Annotated in this window: 25 protein-coding genes; 13 read left to right on the top strand and 12 right to left on the bottom strand. The window is 53.7% G+C overall.

Going from position 1 to position 22,140, the window contains the following annotated elements:
• Positions 1–15: 15 nt before the first annotated feature.
• Positions 16–852 (bottom strand): 5-dehydro-4-deoxy-D-glucuronate isomerase, encoded by an 837-nt coding sequence (kduI, locus tag L463_RS01225; RefSeq protein ID WP_023304358.1) that lies wholly within the window; start codon positions 850–852, stop codon positions 16–18.
• 300 nt (positions 853–1,152) lie between these two features.
• Here kduI and L463_RS01220 point away from each other — a divergent pair, with 300 nt between their 5' ends.
• Positions 1,153–2,328, top strand: a complete 1,176-nt coding sequence (locus tag L463_RS01220; protein ID WP_032102925.1) for an oligogalacturonate lyase family protein — start codon at positions 1,153–1,155, stop codon at positions 2,326–2,328.
• Positions 2,329–2,440: 112 nt separating this feature from the next.
• Here the strand turns inward: L463_RS01220 and L463_RS01215 are convergent, their stop codons facing one another.
• The 3 genes from L463_RS01215 to L463_RS01205 all read right to left on the bottom strand — a co-directional run bounded on the left by L463_RS01215 (position 2,441) and on the right by L463_RS01205 (position 5,579).
• Complete coding sequence (locus L463_RS01215) at positions 2,441–3,124, bottom strand: oligogalacturonate-specific porin KdgM family protein (protein WP_003862842.1); 684 nt, start codon at positions 3,122–3,124, stop codon at positions 2,441–2,443.
• 317 nt (positions 3,125–3,441) lie between these two features.
• Positions 3,442–4,620, bottom strand: coding sequence for an acetyl-CoA C-acetyltransferase (locus tag L463_RS01210; RefSeq protein WP_017692722.1), 1,179 nt, complete (start codon positions 4,618–4,620; stop codon positions 3,442–3,444).
• Positions 4,621–4,712: 92 nt separating this feature from the next.
• Positions 4,713–5,579 carry a LysR family transcriptional regulator gene (locus L463_RS01205; RefSeq protein WP_015571771.1) on the bottom strand — a complete coding sequence of 289 codons (867 nt, stop codon included), beginning with the start codon at positions 5,577–5,579 and terminating at the stop codon, positions 4,713–4,715.
• Positions 5,580–5,680: 101 nt separating this feature from the next.
• Between L463_RS01205 and L463_RS01200 the strand changes: the two genes are divergently transcribed.
• The gene (locus tag L463_RS01200; protein ID WP_017382868.1) at positions 5,681–6,145 is read left to right on the top strand and encodes a multidrug/biocide efflux PACE transporter; all 465 of its coding nucleotides are present in this window, start codon (positions 5,681–5,683) and stop codon (positions 6,143–6,145) included.
• Between the two features lie 116 nt (positions 6,146–6,261).
• Positions 6,262–7,491: an amino acid permease gene (locus L463_RS01195; protein WP_003862847.1), complete on the top strand. Its 1,230-nt coding sequence runs from the start codon at positions 6,262–6,264 to the stop codon at positions 7,489–7,491.
• Between the two features lie 33 nt (positions 7,492–7,524).
• On the opposite strand, the gene L463_RS01190 is transcribed toward L463_RS01195, so the two are convergent.
• Together L463_RS01190 and yjdI are read right to left on the bottom strand one after the other, a co-directional pair.
• The gene (locus L463_RS01190) at positions 7,525–7,797 is read right to left on the bottom strand and encodes a GNAT family N-acetyltransferase (RefSeq protein ID WP_003862848.1); all 273 of its coding nucleotides are present in this window, start codon (positions 7,795–7,797) and stop codon (positions 7,525–7,527) included.
• A gap of 10 nt (positions 7,798–7,807) precedes the next feature.
• On the bottom strand, positions 7,808–8,038 hold the full coding sequence (gene yjdI / locus L463_RS01185) for a 4Fe-4S mono-cluster protein YjdI (protein ID WP_015571774.1): 231 nt from the start codon (positions 8,036–8,038) through the stop codon (positions 7,808–7,810).
• A gap of 453 nt (positions 8,039–8,491) precedes the next feature.
• Here yjdI and L463_RS01180 point away from each other — a divergent pair, with 453 nt between their 5' ends.
• The 7 genes from L463_RS01180 to L463_RS01150 all read left to right on the top strand — a co-directional run bounded on the left by L463_RS01180 (position 8,492) and on the right by L463_RS01150 (position 14,844).
• The gene (locus L463_RS01180) at positions 8,492–8,680 is read left to right on the top strand and encodes a con-10 family general stress protein (RefSeq protein WP_015571775.1); all 189 of its coding nucleotides are present in this window, start codon (positions 8,492–8,494) and stop codon (positions 8,678–8,680) included.
• A gap of 90 nt (positions 8,681–8,770) precedes the next feature.
• Entirely contained in the window at positions 8,771–9,268 is a 498-nt protein-coding gene (locus L463_RS01175) for a YciE/YciF ferroxidase family protein (protein WP_003862851.1), read from the top strand.
• 61 nt (positions 9,269–9,329) lie between these two features.
• Positions 9,330–9,836 (top strand): ferritin-like domain-containing protein, encoded by a 507-nt coding sequence (locus tag L463_RS01170; RefSeq protein ID WP_017382870.1) that lies wholly within the window; start codon positions 9,330–9,332, stop codon positions 9,834–9,836.
• Positions 9,837–9,853: 17 nt separating this feature from the next.
• Positions 9,854–10,726: a manganese catalase family protein gene (locus tag L463_RS01165; protein WP_015571777.1), complete on the top strand. Its 873-nt coding sequence runs from the start codon at positions 9,854–9,856 to the stop codon at positions 10,724–10,726.
• A 70-nt stretch (positions 10,727–10,796) separates the two neighbouring features.
• Entirely contained in the window at positions 10,797–12,200 is a 1,404-nt protein-coding gene (locus L463_RS01160; protein ID WP_032102926.1) for a cytochrome ubiquinol oxidase subunit I, read from the top strand.
• Positions 12,200–13,210 carry a cytochrome d ubiquinol oxidase subunit II gene (gene cydB, locus L463_RS01155; RefSeq protein WP_015571779.1) on the top strand — a complete coding sequence of 337 codons (1,011 nt, stop codon included), beginning with the start codon at positions 12,200–12,202 and terminating at the stop codon, positions 13,208–13,210. The genes L463_RS01160 and cydB overlap by 1 nt, the downstream gene beginning before the upstream one ends.
• 8 nt (positions 13,211–13,218) lie before the next feature.
• The gene (locus tag L463_RS01150; RefSeq protein WP_032102927.1) at positions 13,219–14,844 is read left to right on the top strand and encodes an alpha-amylase family protein; all 1,626 of its coding nucleotides are present in this window, start codon (positions 13,219–13,221) and stop codon (positions 14,842–14,844) included.
• Here the strand turns inward: L463_RS01150 and L463_RS01145 are convergent, their stop codons facing one another.
• Genes L463_RS01145 through L463_RS01130 form a run of 4 tightly spaced genes read right to left on the bottom strand, consistent with a single transcriptional unit; the run spans position 14,845 to position 17,337 of the window.
• On the bottom strand, positions 14,845–15,831 hold the full coding sequence (locus L463_RS01145; RefSeq protein WP_017382874.1) for an SDR family oxidoreductase: 987 nt from the start codon (positions 15,829–15,831) through the stop codon (positions 14,845–14,847).
• 16 nt (positions 15,832–15,847) lie between these two features.
• Positions 15,848–16,366, bottom strand: coding sequence for a 2-oxo-tetronate isomerase (locus L463_RS01140; protein ID WP_017382875.1), 519 nt, complete (start codon positions 16,364–16,366; stop codon positions 15,848–15,850).
• A gap of 11 nt (positions 16,367–16,377) precedes the next feature.
• Positions 16,378–16,824 (bottom strand): DUF421 domain-containing protein, encoded by a 447-nt coding sequence (locus L463_RS01135; protein WP_006811854.1) that lies wholly within the window; start codon positions 16,822–16,824, stop codon positions 16,378–16,380.
• Between the two features lie 9 nt (positions 16,825–16,833).
• Positions 16,834–17,337, bottom strand: coding sequence for a hypothetical protein (locus L463_RS01130; RefSeq protein ID WP_015571782.1), 504 nt, complete (start codon positions 17,335–17,337; stop codon positions 16,834–16,836).
• A gap of 139 nt (positions 17,338–17,476) precedes the next feature.
• Between L463_RS01130 and L463_RS01125 the strand changes: the two genes are divergently transcribed.
• Together L463_RS01125 and L463_RS01120 are read left to right on the top strand one after the other, a co-directional pair.
• The gene (locus L463_RS01125) at positions 17,477–17,866 is read left to right on the top strand and encodes a YdeI family stress tolerance OB fold protein (protein ID WP_003862868.1); all 390 of its coding nucleotides are present in this window, start codon (positions 17,477–17,479) and stop codon (positions 17,864–17,866) included.
• A gap of 61 nt (positions 17,867–17,927) precedes the next feature.
• Positions 17,928–18,812 (top strand): SDR family oxidoreductase, encoded by an 885-nt coding sequence (locus L463_RS01120; protein WP_017382876.1) that lies wholly within the window; start codon positions 17,928–17,930, stop codon positions 18,810–18,812.
• A gap of 102 nt (positions 18,813–18,914) precedes the next feature.
• On the opposite strand, the gene L463_RS01115 is transcribed toward L463_RS01120, so the two are convergent.
• Positions 18,915–20,897 carry an alkyl/aryl-sulfatase gene (locus tag L463_RS01115; protein ID WP_032102928.1) on the bottom strand — a complete coding sequence of 661 codons (1,983 nt, stop codon included), beginning with the start codon at positions 20,895–20,897 and terminating at the stop codon, positions 18,915–18,917.
• 171 nt (positions 20,898–21,068) lie between these two features.
• Between L463_RS01115 and L463_RS01110 the strand changes: the two genes are divergently transcribed.
• Positions 21,069–21,467, top strand: coding sequence for a hypothetical protein (locus tag L463_RS01110; RefSeq protein WP_032102929.1), 399 nt, complete (start codon positions 21,069–21,071; stop codon positions 21,465–21,467).
• 59 nt (positions 21,468–21,526) lie between these two features.
• Here the strand turns inward: L463_RS01110 and L463_RS01105 are convergent, their stop codons facing one another.
• Positions 21,527–22,138, bottom strand: a complete 612-nt coding sequence (locus tag L463_RS01105) for an outer membrane beta-barrel protein (RefSeq protein WP_023295375.1) — start codon at positions 22,136–22,138, stop codon at positions 21,527–21,529.
• Between the last annotated feature and the right edge of the window lie 2 nt (positions 22,139–22,140).

The following is a 22,140-nucleotide window of genomic DNA, read 5'->3' on the forward strand; positions in this document are numbered from 1 at the left end:
CTTAACTGCCTGCGACTAGCGCAGATCCTTAACAGCGACGTGGTCCATGTCATCGAAGACCTGGTTTTCACCGACCATACCCCAGATAAAGGTATAGGCTTTCGTTCCCACGCCAGAGTGGATGGACCAGCTCGGCGAAATGACCGCCTGCTCGTTGTGCATAACGATATGGCGCGTCTCCTGCGGCTGTCCCATCATGTGGAACACGCAGGCGTCTTCATCCATGTTGAAATAGAAGTAGACCTCCATGCGGCGCTCGTGGGTATGGCACGGCATGGTGTTCCACAGGTTGCCCGGCGCAAGTTCGGTCAGCCCCATGCTGAGCTGACAGGTTTCCAGCACATCCGGAACAAAGTATTTGTTGATGGTGCGACGGTTGCTGGTGAGGTTATCGCCAAGGGTCACCGGGGCAACATCCGCTGGCGTGACTTTTTTGGTAGGGTAAGTCGTATGAGCCGGGGCGCAGTTGTAGTAAAACTTCGCCGGTTTGCTGCCATCAATGCTGGCGAACACCACTTCTTTCGCCCCTTTGCCGACGTACAGCGCGTCGCGGTGACCAATTTCGTAGCACTGGCCATCAACGGTAATGGTGCCCGGCCCGCCGATGTTAATCACGCCCAGTTCACGGCGTTCGAGGAAGTAGCTCACGCCCAGCTGTTTGCCCACTTCACCGCCCACGGAGACGGTTTTCGCCACCGGCATAATCCCGCCCACAATAATGCGGTCAATATGGCTGTAGAGCATGGTGTACTTGTCGGCTTCGAACACTTGCTCAACTAAAAACTCACTGCGCAGCCCCTGAGTATCCAGCGTTTTAGCGTGCGCACTGTGGATGCTTTGTCTGACGTCCACGTAAACCTCCAGAATTGATCGTGCCCGAAGGCAAAGATAATTAACGAAACAACGTTCCGTTTTCGTGATGAACACATATTATCCCCTGATCACGGGGTTTTCAATTGCATTTAAAACAACGTTTCATTTTTTCTGCTTGTTTATGCCAGAAATGGTGTTTCGATCACGATAAATCTTTAAGACCCTCAATCTGGTTAATGAAACTGAGAAAGTGCGCTGTCAGTCACACATAATGAAACAACGTTTTGATAATTTATCACCTAGTTTTCAACCTACATTACGCGTTCAAAGGAGTGCATTATGGCTAAAGGTATGCGGGTCAAGCTGAACTATGAGGTCAGCCGCGATCCGGATACAGGCGTGGAAGTCACCCGCCTGACCCCACCGGAAGTAACCTGTCATCGCAACTACTTTTACCAGAAGTGCTTCTTTAACGATGGCAGCCACCTGCTGTTCGCCGGGGAGTTCGACGGTCACTGGAACTATTACCTGTTGGATCTGAAAAAAGCCGAAGCGGTACAGTTGACCGAAGGCGCGGGCGATAACACCTTTGGCGGGTTCCTCTCTCCGGACGATAAATCCCTCTACTATGTGAAGAACGATCGCACCCTGCTGGAGGTGGATTTACAGACGCTGGCAGAGCGCGAAGTGTACCGCGTCCCGGAAGAGTGGGTCGGCTACGGCACCTGGGTCGCGAACAGCGACTGCACCAAACTGGTGGGTATTGAGATTGCCAGACGTGACTGGACGCCACTCAACGACTGGAAAATTTTCCACGACTTCTTCCACAAAGGGCCGCACTGCCGCCTGCTGCGCGTTGATCTGAAAACGGGTGAAAGCACCACCATTCATGACGAGAAGATCTGGCTGGGACATCCGATATATCGCCCGTTCGATGACAATACCGTGGCCTTCTGTCATGAAGGGCCGCACGACCTGGTCGACGCCCGCATGTGGCTGGTCAACGAAGATGGCAGCAACGTGCGGAAAGTGAAAACGCACGCGGAAGGTGAAAGCTGTACACATGAATTTTGGGTGCCGGACGGGTCCGCGCTGATCTACGTTTCTTACCTGAAAGGTCAGCAAGGGCGCACCATCTCCCGCTTCAACCCGGACACCGGCGTGAATGAAGCGGTAATGAATATGCCCGCCTGTTCGCACCTGATGAGCAACGTCGACGGCACCCTGCTGGTTGGCGACGGCTCCGGTACGCCTGTCGATGTGAAAGACACCGGCGGCTACACCATTGATAACGATCCTTATCTGTATGCCTTTGACGTGGCGAAGAAAGCCTGTTACCGCATCGCCCGTCATGACACCTCATGGGCTACGGTGGCGAACAGCCGCCAGGTAACCCACCCGCATCCGTCCTTCACGCCGGACGAAAAAGCGGTGCTGTACAGTTCCGATAAAGACGGCAAACCGGCCCTCTATATCGCGAAACTCCCTGAGCAACCTGAAATGTTGCATGCCTGACTTGAGTTAGTGTTTCTGTAACTGGCCTTGCCCTCCGATTCGGAGGGCTTTTTTTTGAGTGATTACGCGGCGCTTTTTGCCGGGTGGCGCTTTTAGCGAAGAAGATAAATTATCAGAAGGAGTACGCCACGCCTAAACGGAACCGGGTCTGGCGTTCGTCCGTGTCTTTAACCCCCACGTTGCCCACCTCCACATACGGCGCCCAGTTTTTATCCCATTTGTAGGCCAGCTTGGCATTATATTCGTTGGAATAATCTTTATTGTTATTTCGGGCCACGCCTTCAGAACTTTTCGCGTAAACATAGTTCAGCTCGGTACGCCAGTCACCTAATACCCAACCGACCCACGCATCGCCACGGTTAACTTTATCGTCGTCCTTATTTGAGCTTGACGGGTAGCGGGTATATTCGTAACGGTAACGCGCAGCCACGTAGAAGCCATTATCGAAGCTATATTGCACATGCAGATTCGGTTTATAAATGGTGCGACTGTCTGTGCTTTCAATCGTAAACGCAGGGGTCAGGGCGATATTGTCTGTCGCTTTCCAGCGCCAGCTAATCTGATCTTCGTGACCGTTCCCCACTACATCCGCGAATGGCTGATCTGCCTTGTCCCCGCCTGATTTCCACTTCGCCTCGACTGAAAAACCGAAGCCATTATCAAAGCGGTGCGAGACGGCAACACGGTCGGCATTCGAGCCGCTGTCAATATATTCGTGACGCAGATCGACGGTAACGGCGCTAGCCGCAAAAGAGGCACTAATAAGGGAAGCAAGGAGCAGAGATTTCTTAAACATGAAAAAACCCTCAATTAAAATAACGTTTCGTTTTTATGAAACTTGAGTTTATTTTTTATGCACCGTTATTTTAGTGACAAGGATCGAAATTATTTGTTTCATTTTTTTTGGCAAAGATTGACGTGAACCCCATCAACAAAAAAAGGGTATTAACCGTAAATTTCAGGCGTGAGATCACATTAAGCACTTCACAAAGCAAATAATTAACCGCGCAATAATTATTGCGGGCTTCAGAAAGAACGCATAAGTGTTAAAAAAGGATTCTGCGGACACAAAAAAACCTCCCGTGGGAGGTTTTCTGTGCGCAGAGGGAGAAATTACCGTTCGATAGCCAGGGCCACCCCCTGCCCCCCGCCAATACAGAGCGTTGCGATCCCTTTTCGGGCGTTACGCTTTTTCATTTCGTGGACCAGCGACACCAGAATGCGGCAGCCGGAGGCGCCAATGGGATGGCCCAGCGCGATGGCTCCGCCGTTGACGTTGACCCGCAGCGGATCCCATTCCAGCATTTTCCCGACCGAGATCGCCTGTGCAGCAAAAGCTTCGTTGACCTCAATCAGATCCACATCGTTCAACTCCCAGCCCGCCCGCTCCAGGCAGCGGCGCGTGGCATAGACCGGGGCGATCCCCATTAACGCGGGATCAACGCCCACGCTGGCAAACGCTTTAATCCGCGCCAGCACCGGCAGCGCCAGCTCCTGGGCTTTGCTTTCACTCATCATCATCACCGCCGCCGCACCGTCGTTAATGGATGAGGCGTTGCCTGCCGTTACGGAACCGAGCGTTTCAAAGGCCGGATCGAGTTTTGCCAGCCCTTCTGCGCTGGCATCGGTGCGCGGCTGCTCGTCGGTATCGACGATGAGCGCTTCACCGTTCTGGCGCTGGGTACTGACCGGGACAATTTCATCGCGAAAACGCCCGGAGTCGATCGCTGCACGCGCTTTTTGCTGTGAGCTGAGGGCATATGCATCCTGAAGCTCGCGGCTGATACCGTATTCCCGCGCCAGGTTTTCCGCCGTTACGCCCATATGGTAGTCGTTGAAGGCATCCCACAGCCCGTCGTGAACCAGGCTGTCAAGCAGCTGGCTGTTTCCGAGCTGCGCGCCGGTCCGGCTGTCGGTCAGGACATGCGGGGCGCGGCTCATATTCTCCTGCCCGCCGGCAATGACCACATCCGCTTCACCACACTGGATGGCCTGCGTTGCAAGATGGAGCGCTTTCAAACCTGAACCACAGACGTCGTTGATGGTAATTGCCGAAACGGTATTAGGCAGGCCGCCCTTCAGCGCCGCCTGGCGCGCGGGGTTTTGTCCCGCGCCAGCGGTCAGCACCTGGCCCAGGATCACCTCATCAATTTCATGTGCGGCAACCCCGCTGCGTTCCACCAGCGCTCTTACCACCACGCTGCCAAGATCAACCGCAGAGTGACGCGCAAGCGCTCCCTGAAAACAGCCGATAGCCGTACGTAACGCACCCACTATAACGACATCTTTCATCACGACCTCTGTGCAAAATGACATGACGATAGTAGAGGATTGTTATCAACAATTGACGCAAATGTTTAAAATTAGTGAGTTTAGTCACAGGATTATCGTGCGTCCTGTAAGTACTGGCGCAGCCAGCTTCCGGCGACGCCGGGCGGGGTTCGTTTGTTCCATACCAGATCGATGGCAATCGACCTCGGCCAGCCCGGCACGTTCAGCTGCACCAGCGATTTCGACGCGGCAAATTCGTCGACCAGCGCGCAGGGTAACGCGCACCAGCCAAAGCCCTGTACCGCCATGCTCAGCAGTAACAGGTAATTCGGCGCAGACCAGACCGGCCCGCGCGAAAGGGGCGCTTCCCGTTCAAGATAGGTGCTCAGCCGCAGCTCGCGCCAGCCATGCAGCTCGTCCGCCTGCGTCTCATGTTGCCCTGCCAGAGGATGTCCGGCAGAAACGTAGATGGCCATCCGCGTCTGCATAGGCAGACGGGTCGCGCCAATATCGGTCGGGTAGCTGTCGCGCGCTTCCGTCAGGCCAATTTGCGCCCGCTCCTTTTGCAGCAGATCGATCACGTCCTCCTCTTCTCCAATCAGGCACTCAAATTCCGTGTGCGGAAAACGCTGGTCGAACTGGCTCATCATCTCTTCCAGCACGGCCGGGTTAAGCGTATCGGAGAGAACAAAGGTAAAACGCGCCTCCGTTTGCGCGGTTAACGATACGGCCAGCTCATCCAGGCGCGCGCTGGCGGCGAGTATCGACTGGACATAGCCCAGCACCTGTTCACCCTGGGCGGTTAATACCGGGTGACGCGCCGAGCGATCGAACAGCTCAAAGCCAAGGTCAGCTTCAAGGTTGGCAATGGAGGTGCTGATGGTGGACTGGCTTTTACGCAGCCGCCGTGCCGCAGCAGAAAACGAACCTGCGGCGACAGTTTCAACAAACGCGGTCAGTGCTTCGGGAGAGTAACGCATGATGTATCTACTTTATCGATGGATACCATCTTTTATATATCACCTTAAACGATAAGAATAGGCGGCATCAACGCCCATACTGGCGTCTATATGAGGTAAATATGCAATATCAGGATGCACTCCAACGTAAATTGCCGGAGCGGATCTTCCATGCCGTCTGTTTTGAAGGCATTGCTACGGCGATCCTCGCCCCGACGGCCGCGTGGCTAATGCAGCGCTCGGTGGTTGAAATGGGGGGGCTCACCATTATTCTGGCGACCACGGCAATGCTCTGGAACATTATCTATAACTTTGGCTTCGACCGTTTCTGGCCCGTCCAGCGGGTGAAGCGCACGGCGAAAGTGCGCGCCCTGCATGCCCTGGGTTTTGAATGCGGCTTTATTGTGATTGGCGTAACCATCGTTGCCGCCGTGCTGGGCGTGACGCTGCTACAGGCTTTTACCCTGGAAATTGGTTTCTTCCTGTTCTTCCTGCCGTACACCATGCTCTACAACTGGGCGTACGACACCCTGCGGGAGAAAATCATCAAGCGCCGCCAGCAACGACGCGCCCTGGCAAGCGAATAACCTTCCGGCCGGAGACCTGCTCCGGCCCACCCCCTGCGAAGCAACGGCGACCTCAACGCATAATTATGGTAAATTGCACTCCTTTTTGTTCGTTTTATAGTTGATACGTTGCTCTAATGTCGAAAATTTGGTCAAAAGAAGAGACTCTCTGGAGTTTCGCCCTCTACGGCACTGCCGTGGGCGCAGGAACCCTGTTCTTGCCCATTCAGCTCGGCTCTGCTGGCGCGATTGTCCTGCTGATTACCGCCCTTGTGGCGTATCCCTTAACCTACTGGCCGCATAAAGCGCTGGCGCAATTTATTCTGTCGTCGAAGACGAAAGGCAACGAAGGGATCACCGGTGCCGTTTCGCATTACTACGGCAAAAAGATCGGCAACCTGATCACCACACTCTATTTTGTGGCCTTCTTTGTGGTAGTTCTGATTTACGCGGTGGCGATAACCAACTCACTCACTGAACAGCTGGCGAAACGGATGACGGTGGATACCGGCATGCGGATGCTGGTGAGCTTTGGCGTAGTGCTGATTTTGAATCTGATCTTCCTGATGGGGCGGCACATCACCATTAAGGTGATGGGTTTCCTTGTCTTTCCGCTGATCGCCTATTTCCTGTTTGTCTCGCTGTATCTGACGGGCAGCTGGCAGCCGTCGCTGCTGACCAGCCAGATGGCCTTCGACCAGCATACGCTGCACCAGGTGTGGATTTCGATCCCGGTGATGGTTTTCGCTTTTAGCCATACTCCGATCATCTCGACCTTCGCCGTAGACCGTCGCGAGAAATACGGTGAAGAGGCGATGGGTAAATGCAAAAAAATCATGAAAGTGGCGTACCTGATCATCTGCCTCAGCGTGCTGTTCTTTGTGTTCAGTTGCCTGCTTTCGATTCCACCGTCGTATATCGTGGCGGCAAAAGAGGAAGGGGTGACGATCCTGTCCGCGCTGTCGATGATGCCATCGTCCCCGGCATGGCTGGGCATCTCCGGCATTATCGTGGCGATTATTGCGATGTCGAAATCGTTCCTCGGCACCTATTTTGGCGTGATTGAAGGGGCAACGGAAATTGTGAAATCGTCGCTGAATCAGGTGGGTGTGAAGAAAAGTCGCGCCTTTAACCGCGCGGTTTCGATTCTCGGCGTGTCGCTGATTACCTTTGCGGTCTGCTGCATTAACCCGAATGCCATCTCGATGATTTACGCCATCAGCGGTCCGCTTATCGCCATGATCCTGTTCATCATGCCGACGCTGTCGACGTACCTGATCCCGTCATTAAAACCGTACCGCTCCATCGGTAACCTGCTGACGCTGATTGTGGGTGTGCTGTGTGTGTCGGTGATGTTTGTGGGTTGAGTATGCTGCCCGGCGCAATGCCGGGCATCTGTTTTACGCCCGAATATCGTCATACTCCCGCGTATTATCAAACTCATGCTTCGCAAACGGACACAGCGGGATAATTTTACGGTTCTCACCGCGCATCTTCTCTACCACCTTCGCCACCAGCTGTTTACCCACACCCTGCCCTTTCAGGCTCGGATCCACATCGGTGTGCTCAATGATGCTCAGATGCTCGCCGGTCGGGACAAAGACGATCTCCGCTACCTGATTGCCTTCGGCGTCGTTGACGTAAAACTTGTTATGGCCTTCAAGAATTTCCATGGTTCCTCGCTTATTTTTGGCGGTACTTCAGCGCACCGCTCGGGCAGGTATCAATTACGCGCATAACCGTTTCTGCATCTACTTCATCCGGCGCGATCCATGGTTTACGCTTCAGATCGAACAGCTTCGCGCTGCCGCGCACGCAGTTGCCCGAGTGTTTGCAGATCCCGGTGTTGAAGTAGACATCGATTTTCTCACCGGTATAGGCCCGGTACCCCGCATCCAGTAGCTCCTGATCCATGACATTGCCTCTGTAATTATTGTGGTGACAAAAGAAGCATACCCTCACCCGATCCGCCTGACCACGTCAAAAACGAGGTTTAGCCACACTCTTTTCAGCGCATGACTTCTTCACGTTCATAGGATTATTCCGAATACAAGAACACCCGTTGCGAAGATATATTTTTGCGCTGTGTCAATTCTTGTAATAATTCACGCCACGTTCACATTAGGATTATTAGCTAAGCGCAATCTTAACCTCCGGATTTATTTTCATCTAACTGATGGATTTCCCATCCGTTTTTAAAACTCGTAACGAAGCGGTATTTCTTCACTCCCTGCAAAATTACCGCAAAACAACCCAGACAAGAAATTTGACTCTTCTCACATAACGACTAATGTTAATTTCTGAACGACAACTGATACGAATTACTTATCGTATCTCCTGACATAAACGCAACATGAGGGTTGATATATGGCAGAGCAACATCGTGGTGGTTCCGGTAATTTCGCTGAAGACCGTGAAAAGGCATCAGAAGCTGGACGTAAAGGCGGCCAGCACAGCGGCGGTAATTTCAAAAACGATCCGCAACGCGCATCTGAAGCGGGTAAGAAAGGGGGACAGAGTAGTCACGGCGGAGGCCGTAAATCTGATAACTCCTGATCTTATTTAAAGCTCTTATAAATATACCGAGAGCATGCTGCGGGCCCGTCGGCTCGCAGTACCTTCCCTTTATTTCACTGGAGCGAAAATATGAATATGAAAACTGTTGAAGATGTATTTATTCACCTGTTATCCGACACCTACAGCGCTGAGAAGCAGCTGACCCGCGCGCTAAGCAAATTAGCTCGCGCCGCATCCAGCGAGAAGCTGAGTGCCGCGTTCACGGCTCACCTCGAAGAGACGCAGGGACAGATCGAACGTATCGATCAGATTATTGAGCAGGAATCCGGCCTCAAACTGAAGCGCATGAAATGCGTTGCGATGGAAGGCTTAATTGAAGAAGCCAACGAAGTTATTGAGAGCACTGAGAAAAATGAAGTGCGTGACGCTGCATTAATTGCCGCAGCTCAGAAAGTTGAACATTACGAAATTGCCAGCTACGGCACCCTGGCCACCCTGGCTGAACAATTAGGCTATAAAAAAGCCGTTAAACTTCTTGCCGAAACGCTGGAAGAAGAAAAAGAAACCGATCTCAAATTAACCGATCTGGCTGTCGGTAATATTAATCAAAAAGCCCAGAAAGGATAATTAATATCTGATGAGCATCAGCACCAAAAATTAACCAGAAAATAAATCACAGGAGTTAATTATGAATCATGTAGAACACTACCATGATTGGCTACGCGATGCCCATGCGATGGAAAAGCAAGCCGAATCCATGCTGGAATCAATGGCCAGCCGTATTGATAATTATCCCGACTTACGTGCACGAATTGAACAACACGTTAATGAAACTAAACACCAAATTACCGTGCTGGAAGAAATTCTCGACCGCAATGATATTTCCCGTTCGGTCATAAAAGATTCCATGAGCAAAATGGCGGCACTCGGCCAGTCCATTGGCGGCATGTTCCCTTCCGACGAAATTGTTAAAGGCTCTATCAGCGGCTACGTTTTTGAGCAGTTTGAAATTGCCTGCTACACCTCTCTGCTGGCTGCGGCCAAACAAGCAGGCGATACCGCCTCCATTCCAGCCCTTGAATCCATTCTGGAAGAAGAGCGCCAGATGGCAGACTGGCTGCTCCAGCATATTCCACAGACGACGGAACAGTTCCTGCTGCGCTCCGACGCGGATGGCGTTGAAGCTAAAAAATAACGAAATAGGGAGAATGTATGTTTCGACACGTAAAACAGCTGCAATACACGGTACGCGTAGCCGAACCGAATCCGGGCCTGGCCAATCTTCTGCTTGAGCAGTTTGGCGGGCCACAAGGCGAACTTGCCGCGGCATGTCGTTACTTTACGCAAGGATTGAGCGACGACGATCCCGGTCGTAAAGATATGCTGATGGATATCGCGACCGAGGAGTTAAGTCACCTGGAAATTATCGGCACCCTGGTGGGTATGCTCAATAAGGGTGCGAAAGGCGAACTGGCGGAAGGCGTTGAAAATGAAGCGGAACTGTACCGCTCCATGACCGAGAACGGCAACGACAGTCATATCACCTCCCTGCTCTACGGCGGCGGTACTCCGCTTACTAACTCCGCAGGCGTACCGTGGACGGCGGCGTACGTGGATACCATTGGCGAACCGACCGCGGATCTGCGCTCTAACATAGCGGCCGAGGCGCGCGCCAAAATTATCTACGAACGGCTTATTAACGTAACGGACGATCCGGGTGTTAAAGATGCGCTGGCGTTTTTAATGACGCGTGAGGCAGCACACCAGCTCTCGTTTGAGAAGGCACTCCAGTCGATCCGTAACAATTTCCCACCGGGTAAATTGCCGCCAATCGAAGAGTACACCAACAAGTACTACAATATGTCTGAGGGGGGAGAAGTTCGCGGCAGCTGGAACAGCGATAAGCACTTCGACTACGTGGAATCTCCTCAGCCAGCGGTCGATGGCGGTGACGGCGGCGCAAGCGTAACGCTCACTACAGAGCAGGAAACGCTGGTCAAAGCGATGTGCGCACGCACGAAATCCGACCCTAATGCCGATCCGCTTACCGGTGCCGAGCTTGGCGCAGGTAAGAAAAAACCGTAACCGGTTTTGCCAGGCAGCCTGAGGCTGTCTGGCAATGCCTTGTGCGCTATCAGTTCCAGAGGTACGGAGCATGTTCGAGCTTGATGCGTTTCATCTGGCCAGGATACAGTTCGCCTTTACCGTCTCTTTTCATATTCTCTTCCCGGCGATCACCATCGGGCTTGCGAGCTATCTGGTGGTTCTCGAAGGCATGTGGCTTCGCACCAAAAATGATGTCTGGCGCTCGCTATACCATTTCTGGCTGAAAATTTTCGCCGTCAATTTTGGTATGGGCGTGGTTTCCGGGCTGGTCATGGCTTACCAGTTTGGGACTAACTGGAGCGGCTTTTCCCAGTTCGCAGGCAGCATAACCGGCCCTCTGCTCACCTATGAAGTACTAACCGCCTTCTTCCTGGAAGCTGGTTTCTTAGGCGTGATGCTGTTCGGCTGGAACAAGGTCGGCCCCGGCCTGCACTTCTTTGCCACCTGCATGGTGGCGCTGGGCACGCTGATGTCCACTTTCTGGATCCTCGCCTCCAACAGCTGGATGCACACCCCGCAGGGCTTCAGTATTCAGAACGGTCAGGTCATTCCCGAAGACTGGCTGGCCATTATCTTTAACCCCTCATTCCCTTACCGCCTGATCCATATGTCCATCGCCGCCTTCCTGTGCAGCGCCTTGTTTGTGGGCGCATCCGGGGCATGGCATCTGCTGCGCGGTAACGATACGCCCGCTATTCGCACAATGTTCTCCATGGCCATGTGGATGGCGCTGCTGGTCGCGCCCATTCAGGCCGTGGTTGGGGATATGCACGGCCTGAATACGCTTGAGCACCAGCCTGCCAAAATCGCCGCGATTGAAGGCCACTGGGAAAACCCGCCCGGCGAGGCCACCCCGCTGCTGCTGTTTGGCGTACCGGATATGGAAGAGGAGCGCACCAAATACGGGCTTGAAATTCCCGCGCTCGGCAGCCTGATCCTGACGCACAGCCTGGATAAACAGGTCCCGGCGCTGAAGGATTTCCCGAAAGAGGACCGCCCTAACTCGCTCATCGTCTTCTGGTCCTTCCGCATTATGGTCGGCATGGGGCTGCTGATGATTACCCTTGGCGTGCTGAGTGTCTGGCTGCGCTATCGCCGTCGACTCTATCACTCGCGGCTATTCCACTGGTTTGCCCTCTGTATGGGGCCTGCCGGACTGCTCGCGCTGCTCGCCGGGTGGGTCACCACCGAAGTGGGCCGCCAGCCGTGGGTCGTTTACGGCTATCTGCGCACGATAGATGCGGTGTCTCTGCACAGCACGTTGCAGATGAGCATCAGCCTGCTGGCCTTTATCGTGGTCTACTGTTCGGTGTTTGGCGTGGGTTATGTGTATCTCGCCCGGTTGATTAAAAAAGGTCCGCAGCCTGTGGGCACGCTAACGTCTAATACGTCGGGCACTCCTGCCCGTCCGCTGTCCGCCGCCGAGTCCGTTCCGGAAGAGGAGAAGATCTGATGGGCGTCGATATCCCGGTCATCTGGTTTGCCATTATTGTCTTCGCCACGCTGATGTACATCATCATGGACGGTTTCGATCTCGGTATCGGCATGCTGTTCAGCTTTGTGGGCGATGCCAAAGAGCGCGACGTGATGGTGAACAGCGTCGCCCCGGTCTGGGACGGAAATGAAACCTGGCTGGTTCTCGGCGGTGCAGGGTTGTTCGGCGCGTTTCCGCTGGCCTACGCAGTGATTATCGATGCCCTGACCATCCCGCTGACGGCCATGCTGATCGGGCTTATTTTCCGCGGGGTGGCGTTTGAGTTTCGCTTTAAGGCGACCCCTTCACACCGCAAATTCTGGGACTACTCCTTTGCCGGCGGTTCCCTGCTGGCAACCTTCAGCCAGGGGATCGTGGTTGGCGCGATGATCAACGGCTTTGACGTGGAAGGGCGTCGCTTTGTGGGCTCCTCGCTGGACTGGTTCACCCCGTTTAATCTGTTCTGCGGGCTGGGCTTAATTGTCGCCTATACCCTGCTGGCTACCACGTGGCTGATCATGAAAAGCGAAGGCGCGCTGCAAAACCGGATGCGCGAGCTGACCCGCCATGTGCTGCTGGCGCTGATCGCCGTTATTGCGGTGGTAAGTATCTGGACCCCGCTCGGCTGGCAGTTTGTCGCCGAGCGCTGGTTTACTCTGCCTAACTTCTTCTGGTTCCTGCCAGTTCCGGTTCTGGTGGCGGTATTCAGCCTGTGGATCTGGCGGCTGACGCGCAATCCCGACAGCCATGCCCGTCCGTTCCTGTTAACGCTGGGCCTGATCTTCCTCGGCTTTAGCGGCCTGGGCATCAGCCTGTGGCCACACATTATTCCGCCGCACATCACCCTGTGGGAAGCCGCCGCGCCGCCTGCCAGCCAGCTGTTTATGCTGATTGGTACGCTGTTAATCATCCCGGTGATCCTGGTTTATACCGCCTGGAGCTACTACGTCTTCCGGGGCAAAGTGTCTGATACCGAAGGTTATCATTAAGGATTGCTATGGCAGGCTGGCATACACGCGCCATTATTTACCAGATTGATACCGCCCTGTTTTACGATCTTAACGGCGATGGCTGTGGCGACATCGCCGGAATCACCGCGAAGCTGCGCTACATCCGCCGGATGGGCGCGACGGTTATCTGGATCACCCCGTTTTACCTCACGCCTTTTCTCGATGAAGGCTATGACGTGAGCGACCATTTGCAGGTCGATCCCCGCTTCGGCAAGCTCAACGATATCATCGCCTTTATTGAACAGGCGCGGGAGCTGGGGATGCAGGTCATTATTGAGCTGCTGATCCAGCATACCTCGGATGCGCATCCCTGGTTTCAACAGGCCCGCCGCAACCCCCAGTCACCCTACCGTGACTATTACCTGTGGTCCGACACGGACGACGACGATACGCCACCGATGTTCCCCGGCGTGGAGAAGAGCATCTGGACATGGGACGACGAGGCGGGGCAATACTACCGGCATATGTTTTATCACCACGAGCCGGATCTCAATCTCGCCTCCCCTGCGGTGCTAAAGGAGATTGAGAACATCATCATCTTCTGGCTAAAGCTCGGGGTGTCGGGCTTTCGCCTGGATGCGGCATCGCACCTGACAAAACAGGCCGGACGTGGGGATGAAAAACGCGGCCTGTGGATCCTGGAGCATCTGCGCCGTCTTATCGGGCAGCGTAACCCGGACGCGATCCTGCTCGGCGAAGTCGACGTGGAGGTCGAGGCCTACAAAGATTATTTTGGTCAGAACGACCGGCTCAACCTGGTGCTGAATTTCTGGCTCAATAAGTACTTTTACGTCAGCCTGGCAGAGAAGAGCGCACGACCGCTGCGCAACGCGGTGAAGAAGATGATTGTGCCGCCGGACTCCTGCTGCTTCGCCAACTGGCTGCGCAATCATGATGAGCTGGATCTGGAAGGGATAGGAAAAAAAGCGAAGCAGACCGTCATCGATACCTTTGCCCCTGATAAAGAGATGAGTGTGTATCAGCGAGGTATCCGCCGCCGTCTGGCGCCGATGCTTAATGGCGATCGAAAGCGGCTGGCCTTTTGCCATGCGGTCTTGTTTTCGCTGCCGGGCGTACCGGTCATGCGCTACGGGGATGAGATTGGCATGGGGGATGATTTGGATCTGGAGGAGCGTTACGCCGTACGCACCCCGATGCAGTGGGCCGGATCGCAAGGCGGCGGTTTCTCAGATGCCGACCCGGAAACTTTTGTCGCCCCGATGATTGACCACGGCCCGTACCGCTATCAAAAAATCAACGTGGCGGATTCGCTGTTGCACCGCAACTCACTCCTGCACTGCATTATCGATATCGCCAATACGCGCTCGGAGTTCCCTGAGATCGGCGTCGCGCCGTTTCGTCTTATTAATATCGACAGCGATGCGGTACTGGGGATCTATTACGAAACCGACACGCGCAGCATTCTGACCTTCGTAAACTTCAGCGATAAGCCCGTTAATTTTACCGCCAGAGGGATCCGGCATGCGACCTGGACCGCCTGCCTGGCGGACAAACGCTACGACGACGCGCTGGTGTGCGGCAAAACCGTCGCGCTTAACCTCAGCGGCTATGGCTACCGCTGGTTCTGGACCGATCGTACCGCACTGCGCTGATTATCGTCTCCGCGAGAGCAGCAGACGGGCCACGATCGCGCCCGTGACGGCAAGGGAGCCGAGCAGCACTTTCCCCGGCATGCCGGAGGTGACGCTGATAGCGCGCTCTTTTGCTTCGTCGGTGAAGTGCCCGTGGATTTTATGCAGGTCGTTAACCGGCTGATCCAGATAGTCCTGACGGTCATCCGCATTTAACGTATCGGTCATCTGCCCTTCCCAGGCCTTTTTAACCATCAGCCGATCCAGAAAGCCGGGGAAAAGAAATTGCCCGACAATCGACTGGACGGTGCTGCTGCCCACCCACAGTTCCCGCACCGGTTTCTGCGCCGCCTTAAAAATAGCGCTGGCAGCTACTTCCGGCTGAAAAACGGGAGGAACCGGGCGCATCGCCCAGGCAAATTTATTCCTCGCCCACTCGAACTGCGGCGTATTGAGGCCCGGCATCTGTACCATTGCGATCTGCACCCGGCTGTTTTCATGCATCAGTTCGGTGCGCACAGCATCGGTAAATCCGCGGATTGCGGCTTTCGCCCCGCAGTAGGCTGACTGCAAGGGAATGGAACGGTAGGCCAGCGCGGAGCCAACCTGAATAATCGTTCCGCGATCGCGTGGGGTCATTAACTCCAGCGCGGCGCGGGTGCCGTTAACATAGCCCAGATAGGTCACCTCGGTGACGCGGCGAAACTCCTCCGGGGACATGGTGCGAAACGGCGCCAGCATCCCGCCCATAGCGTTATTCACCCACACATCGATGGCCCCAAGCCGGTATTCAATCTCGTTAGCAGCATCGGTCACCGCCTTGCTGTCGGCCACGTCGGCCTGAACGGCACGGGCGTTGATCCCAAAACGGCGCAACTCCTCTTCTGTGGAGCGCAGGCTCTGCTCGTCGCGGGCAATGATGCCCACATCGTAGCCCGCTTTGGCAAAGTGCAGCGCCGTGGCTTTCCCCACGCCCGCCGTACCGCCGGTAATAACGATCACAGCCATAGCCTTTCCCCTTGTTTCAGACGTTATCCCAGCCGGAGAGTATTTCGATCAGTTCAGACAGGGAATAACGCACCGCTTTATCCACCACATCCTGACATTCACCGGAAAACAGCACGGTGCGGGTTTCCGTCTTTCCGCGAATATTCCAGCCGAAGCAGACCGTACCGGCTGCGGTGCCATCGTCGCCGCCTTCCGGTCCCGCATAGCCGCTGATGGCAAGGCCGATATCCGCCTCGGCAATTTCGCGAATTTTAGCGGCCATCTCGGTCACCGTTTGTTCACTGACGGCGGTGAAGCGCTCAATGGTTTCGTGCCGCACGCCGAGGATCCTCTCCTTCGCCGCATCGCTGAACACCACCATGCCAACGTCATAAAATTCCGCCGTGTTCTCTTCGGCACAAAGCGCAACCGCGAGATTGCCGCCGGTACAGGACTCTGCGGTGGTTAACCGCAAACCTCTGTCCGTAAGCTGAGTGGCGAGCTTTTTCGTCAGCTCGCTGATGGTGCTGTTGCTGTCGTGAATAAGGTTGCTCATCGCATTGCCCCTTAATTTTCGTCAGGAATAATAGAAATATGACCATTACGCTCAAGAATAGCGTATTTAATCTCCTTCAATTCTGTAATACCGTGATTCTGGCGGGCTGATACCAATATATCATCACAGGACACATCGACCTTTTTCAGTTTATCGGCAAGGGGAACACCGTTCTCCACCAATATCACCGGCGTGCCATCAAGAATATTCTCAACAGTGGAAAAATATTTTTTCAGCAGGCCAAAAATAATATCCACAACCACCAGCGTCGTTATTGTAATCATTGCTCCGGTGACGGAGAAATCTTCGCCAAGCAGCGCCTGTTGTGTCGCCTCACTGATAATTAAGAGCAAAATAAGGTCAAAACTGGTCATTTGTAGCAGAGCGCGTCGCCCGGCAACTTTAAACACAATGACCAGAAACAGGTAAATTGCCAGGGCACGAAAAACCATGTCCATATTTGACTCCTAGGGGTAAATAAACTGCCAGAAATGGATATCTGGCTCGTTGTTTACGCGGATACTGTTTGTCCACTTCCCTGCTTTTGACGGCGTGATAAATAACAAAACGGTAAATTTATCGGTCTGTTGTAAACGATCGTAGACGAGAAACAGGGTATTCCCCCGGCTGTACATGCTGTCCGGCTGTGGCCAGACGCTGCCTGGCTCATACGCGTCGCTGCTTTCGCTGGTCATGCTGAGGGTATATTTCCCCTCAGACGTCACCGGAAACGTCAGTGCCATCCGCGATTCGGTCTGGCGGCGACCGAAGCGCTCATAGCTCAGGGTCAGGGATTTTGCTTCGTTTGTTTTCTCCACGTCGCTGACCGCGCCGCTGGAAAACAGGCCGGCTATCGCGGCCACGATAATAGCTAACAGCACAATAAAACCCACCTGGCGAAATGCATACTCAAACGTCAGTAAACGGCTACTCTCTTTTATCCCAGGCACTTTTTCATTTTTTGGTTCCATGGCTGTGGTCACCGTTTCGCTTAATTGCCGAAATTTATGATTTTTCTGTGCAAACGCTTTTAAGACTTATCACATTTGCCACATAAAGGAATAGCAACAATACTTAATAAGTCAAGACATCCAAAATGAAGGATATCAGATGAAATTATCAGTGATTTCAGCCTTGTTAATATTAATTATCCCTACTGCATGGGCAGATAATAACGGCGGGTTACAAAAGGGTGACGCGCCGCCACCGCCGCATGCGCTGGACAGCGGTTATCGTGGTACCGATGATGCGCGCATTATGACCATTACTCAGGCGAAAGAGATGCATGATGGCGCCTCTATTTCACTGCGCGGCAATCTTATTGACGGCAATGGCGATAAATACGTATTCCAGGATAAAACCGGGAAAATCGACGTTATTATCCCGAAAGCCGTATTTGACGACAGAACCGTGGAACCTGACAACATGATCAGTATTAGCGGCTCGCTCGATAAAAAATCATCCCCACCCGTAGTGCGGGTCAGCCACTTGCAAAAATAATTCAGCGAAGCGTTAACGCTGTAACTATCCATCAAATCTCACCCCTAACAAGGAGTTAGCTATGAGTGATAATGAACAACGTACGAACGCTTACCCAACGCCACCTTTCCCGGAGCAGCCTCAGACGCCACCGGGCCTGGCCTCTGAGATGGAACCCGTACCCGACCACGGCGAGAAGAGCTACAAAGGGCATGGTCGTCTTGCCGGTAAGAAGGCGCTAATTACCGGGGGCGATTCCGGCATAGGACGCGCGGTAGCCATTGCCTATGCCCGCGAAGGGGCAGATGTCGCGATTAACTATTTGCCGGAAGAGGAAGAAGACGCAGCGGAAGTCATCGCCCTGATTAAAGCGGAAGGACGGAATGCCGTCGCGCTTCCGGGCGATGTGCGGGACGAAACTTTTTGTCAGCGCCTTGTGGAGCAGGCCGTCTCAAAACTGGGCGGGCTGGATATCCTGGTGAATAACGCAGGCCGCCAGCAGTACCGTGAGTCGCTGGAAGAACTGACCACGGAAGATTTTGACGCGACCTTTAAGACCAACGTCTATGCGCCTTTCTGGATCACCAAGGCGGCGTTGCGCCACATGAAAGCCCCCGCCTCCATCATTAACACCTCATCTGTACAGGCGGTGAAACCGAGCGCCGTACTGCTTGACTATGCGCAGACCAAAGCCTGTCTCGCGGTGTTTACCAAAGCGCTGGCGAAACAGCTGGGACCGAAAGGGATACGCGTGAACGCGGTAGCGCCGGGACCTTACTGGACCGTGCTTCAGCCCAGCGGTGGGCAACCACAGGAAAAAGTGAAACATTTTGGCGAGAGTACCCCTCTGGGACGCCCGGGACAGCCCGTGGAGATCGCACCGCTGTATGTCACCCTGGCCTCGGATGAGTGTTCATACACCTCCGGGCAGGTGTGGTGTTCAGACGGCGGGGATGGCGTCATCTAGCGCTCAAGGCGCGCAGAGTGTAGGCCGGGTAAGGCGAAGCTGCCACCCGGCAAATTGTTGCAGGCGAAAGCTAAAGGGCTGCGAAAGCAGCCTTTTTTACGTTTAAGGGGTGACGACAGGAAACCAGAAGCTGAAGCTCTCCATGCAGCGCAGCATTTCGTTCACCTTCGCGGCATTGCCGACGATCGTCACCTCTCCTGCCTGTTGCGCCTTTTTCAACGTGGTCTCTTTGAGGATGATTTTATTCAGCGTTTCGCGGCTGAGCGTGATGGTTGCATCCGGATCTTGTGCCTGAGCGTTGGCGCTATGGTTCAGCACGCCATTCTCCAGCTCCAGCTTGTACCTGCCGCCCTCGCGGCCCAGATCAACGTTAAAAATCCCTCTGGCATTCGCGGCTCTGACGCCGTTAAGGTGAACGCCGAAGTAGTCAAAAATCATCTCAGTCGACATGGCACGGACCGCATCCGGGCTGGCGGTATTGGGCGTCGGCATCCTCTTCACGCCGTTACGCAACGCCTGCGCACCGGTGAGGTAGGCGTTACGCCAGGGTCCTGACTCAGCCTGGTATCCCAGCTGTTCAAACGCGTCCGCTTCCAGTTCGCGCGCCGCCTTATTATTGGGATCGGCAAAAACGACTTTATTCATCACCTGCGCCACCCAGCGGTAATTTCCCCGGGCATAATCAACCCGGGCTTTTTCAAGGATCGCGCGGGCTCCGCCCATGTAATCGACATATTTTTTCGCCGCCTCGACCGGAGGCAGTTCATTGAGCGTCGCCGGATTGCCGTCGAACCAGCCAAGATAGTAGACATAGGTGGCTTTGACATTGTTGCTTACCGAGCCGTAATAGCCACGGCCTGCCCAGGATTTTGCCAGCCCGTAAGGGAGGGCAAAATTAGCGGCTATCTCATCCCTCGTCAGCCCTTTATTCGCCAGCCTCAGCGTCTGGTCGTTGATATAGCGGTAGATATCACGCTGGCTTTTCATCAGCTTCACCACTTTCTTATTACCCCATGTGGGCCAGTGGTGCTGCGCGATAATAATTTCCGCTTTATCCCCCCAACGATCGAGAGCGTTATTGATGTATTTTGACCATGCCAGCGGATCGTGTATTTTCGCCCCGCGCAGCGAGTAAGTATTGTGCAGGGTGTGAGTGACGTTCTCTGCTGCTTCAATCAGCTTTTTCTCTTCCACATACCAGAGCATTTCAGACGGCGCTTCCGACCCCGGCGCCAGCATAAAATCATAGGTGAGACCGTCGATGATCTCTTTCTGCCCGTCTTTGGTAATGGCATGAGTGGGCGCGATAAGGGTGACCGTCCCGGCTGAGGTGGTCGTGCCCAGACCCGCCCCTACCTGACCTTTTACATTGGCCTTTAACAGGTTTCCGTAGATATAACTGGCACGGCGGCTCATGGCATTTCCGGCCATGATATTTTCCGATACCGCCTCTTCCATAAAACCTGCTGGAGCATAGACTTTCACTTTGCCGGTCATCACTCCCGCTTCATCGACTACGCCACGCACGCCGCCATAATGATCGACATGACTATGGGTATAAATAACGGCAACAACCGGGCGTTTGCCACGATGTTTAACGTAAAGATCCATGCCCGCTTTGGCCGTTTCCGCAGACACCAGCGGATCGATAACCGTGATCCCCTCTTTGCCCTCTATAATCGTCATATTCGACAGATCGAGGTTGCGGATCTGGTAGACGCCTTCCGTGACCTCAAACAGACCGCCAATAGTATTCAGCTGCGCCTGACGCCACAGGCTCGGGTTGACGGTATCCGGCGCTTTTTGCCCTTCTTTGATAAAAGCGTATTTCCGGGGGTTCCAGATAACGGCGCCTTTTTCGCCTTTAATCACCGTGGGTGGCAGCGGGGCAATAAAGCCTTTGTGCGCATTTCGGAAATCGGTCTTATCAAAGAAGGGCAGTTGACCATAAAGTGCATCATTCATCTCTTTCGTATGGGCAGTGGCTCCCTTCCCTTCCTTTTGTGCCAGGACAGGCAATGAGGTCAACGAGACTAATAGCAGACCAGCAACGGCCATCGCACTAACGAGCGTTTTAAATTTCATACTTCCTCGAGGAGTTATATTCACGCTGGCGGTACATGGGGGGAAAGGAGGCTATCACCAGGCTTATCTTTAACCTATGAAAATAACGTTTATAAATAAATAAGTTTATTCTTTCGTCGCTGCGTCCTTAAGGGATAATGCTGAGTCCAGTTATTTCCCCGGAGTAATTCGATGAAGAGCCTGCCGTTCTTTTTCACTGTATTAACCCTCAGCACATTAACAGCCTGTAGTTCTCCCCAACCAGACAATGTTGAAAAAATTAATCATCTGCAAATTCCACTGGTGTTGCCGGGGGAAAAACCGCCGCAGGCACAGATATCGCATATCGCGTCTCTTTATCAGGAAAATAAACAGCAGATCGAGACCTTAACGCGCAGCGTAAAATCACAGTATCTACAAGACACCACCGCAAAAGAAATTTTTGTTGCGGACAGTGACGTTCAACGCGTCTATGCCTCGCTGACCAAACTGGAACAGTTAGATATGGTTAATCAGCAATACCTGAAAGATAATAATGTCACGGGCCTGCAAAATATTCATATCATTCTTGAACCGTTATTCACCAGCTGAAAATAAAAAACCCGGCAACATAAGCAGCCGGGTTTTTATTAATGGGCATATCACGGGCATCAGTCGTACTGACCAAAGCGATAGCTAAGCCCTGCGGTGACGGAACTCAGGTCGCTGCTCACGCCGATCTGGTTAACATTTCCCACGTTGCTTACCCACTGATATTCCAGGCGGCCCGCCCAGTTTTTATTGAAAGCGTATTCAGTACCCACGGCTGCAAGCGGGCGCACACCGGTTTCAAAACGATTGTGACCACTTACATCGGATTCAGCGCGATAGCCCATTGCGCCGGCACGGCCGTAAATATCCCAGTCACTGGTCAGGGCATAACTGGCCTTCAGAGACATTTGCAGCCCCTGCGTCTTCATTTGCGCCCCGGCGCCATGCTGACCTTTAATCTGCATGTTACCTAAATAATCATAACCACCTTCTACCGCAAGCCATGGGGTAATCTGATAACCCGTATAAACACCCCCGCCGACATTATCATGGTTAAAATCGAAGTGATCGGAATGCGTGTTCTCAAACGCTTTTGAACCCATATTGGTATCAAAATAGTGAGACCAGCCGAATTTCGCCCCGCTATACCAGGTGCCCGCATCAGCGGCGGCGAACGCGGAAGTGGCGGTAAATGCATTAGCCATAATCAATGCGATAACTGTCTTTTTCATAA

This window comes from Enterobacter sp. BIDMC 27 (assembly GCF_000534415.1).
Lineage (GTDB): Bacteria > Pseudomonadota > Gammaproteobacteria > Enterobacterales > Enterobacteriaceae > Enterobacter > Enterobacter hormaechei_C.

Bases quoted from the DNA above. Each gene is read 5' to 3' on its own strand.
- L463_RS01195 (WP_003862847.1), top strand. From the start codon at position 6,262: ATGTCGAAAATTTGGTCAAAAGAAGAGACTCTCTGGAGTTTCGCCCTC.
- L463_RS01175 (WP_003862851.1), top strand. From the start codon at position 8,771: ATGAATATGAAAACTGTTGAAGATGTATTTATTCACCTGTTATCCGAC.
- cydB (WP_015571779.1), top strand. From the start codon at position 12,200: ATGGGCGTCGATATCCCGGTCATCTGGTTTGCCATTATTGTCTTCGCC.
- L463_RS01220 (WP_032102925.1), top strand. From the start codon at position 1,153: ATGGCTAAAGGTATGCGGGTCAAGCTGAACTATGAGGTCAGCCGCGAT.
- L463_RS01160 (WP_032102926.1), top strand. From the start codon at position 10,797: ATGTTCGAGCTTGATGCGTTTCATCTGGCCAGGATACAGTTCGCCTTT.
- L463_RS01130 (WP_015571782.1), bottom strand. From the start codon at position 17,337: ATGGAACCAAAAAATGAAAAAGTGCCTGGGATAAAAGAGAGTAGCCGT.
- L463_RS01125 (WP_003862868.1), top strand. From the start codon at position 17,477: ATGAAATTATCAGTGATTTCAGCCTTGTTAATATTAATTATCCCTACT.
- L463_RS01110 (WP_032102929.1), top strand. From the start codon at position 21,069: ATGAAGAGCCTGCCGTTCTTTTTCACTGTATTAACCCTCAGCACATTA.
- L463_RS01190 (WP_003862848.1), bottom strand. From the start codon at position 7,797: ATGGAAATTCTTGAAGGCCATAACAAGTTTTACGTCAACGACGCCGAA.
- L463_RS01135 (WP_006811854.1), bottom strand. From the start codon at position 16,824: ATGGACATGGTTTTTCGTGCCCTGGCAATTTACCTGTTTCTGGTCATT.
- L463_RS01165 (WP_015571777.1), top strand. From the start codon at position 9,854: ATGTTTCGACACGTAAAACAGCTGCAATACACGGTACGCGTAGCCGAA.
- L463_RS01170 (WP_017382870.1), top strand. From the start codon at position 9,330: ATGAATCATGTAGAACACTACCATGATTGGCTACGCGATGCCCATGCG.
- L463_RS01140 (WP_017382875.1), bottom strand. From the start codon at position 16,366: ATGAGCAACCTTATTCACGACAGCAACAGCACCATCAGCGAGCTGACG.
- L463_RS01200 (WP_017382868.1), top strand. From the start codon at position 5,681: ATGCAATATCAGGATGCACTCCAACGTAAATTGCCGGAGCGGATCTTC.
- L463_RS01105 (WP_023295375.1), bottom strand. From the start codon at position 22,138: ATGAAAAAGACAGTTATCGCATTGATTATGGCTAATGCATTTACCGCC.
- L463_RS01115 (WP_032102928.1), bottom strand. From the start codon at position 20,897: ATGAAATTTAAAACGCTCGTTAGTGCGATGGCCGTTGCTGGTCTGCTA.
- L463_RS01145 (WP_017382874.1), bottom strand. From the start codon at position 15,831: ATGGCTGTGATCGTTATTACCGGCGGTACGGCGGGCGTGGGGAAAGCC.
- yjdI (WP_015571774.1), bottom strand. From the start codon at position 8,038: ATGGATCAGGAGCTACTGGATGCGGGGTACCGGGCCTATACCGGTGAG.
- L463_RS01210 (WP_017692722.1), bottom strand. From the start codon at position 4,620: ATGAAAGATGTCGTTATAGTGGGTGCGTTACGTACGGCTATCGGCTGT.
- L463_RS01205 (WP_015571771.1), bottom strand. From the start codon at position 5,579: ATGCGTTACTCTCCCGAAGCACTGACCGCGTTTGTTGAAACTGTCGCC.
- L463_RS01215 (WP_003862842.1), bottom strand. From the start codon at position 3,124: ATGTTTAAGAAATCTCTGCTCCTTGCTTCCCTTATTAGTGCCTCTTTT.
- L463_RS01120 (WP_017382876.1), top strand. From the start codon at position 17,928: ATGAGTGATAATGAACAACGTACGAACGCTTACCCAACGCCACCTTTC.
- L463_RS01180 (WP_015571775.1), top strand. From the start codon at position 8,492: ATGGCAGAGCAACATCGTGGTGGTTCCGGTAATTTCGCTGAAGACCGT.
- L463_RS01150 (WP_032102927.1), top strand. From the start codon at position 13,219: ATGGCAGGCTGGCATACACGCGCCATTATTTACCAGATTGATACCGCC.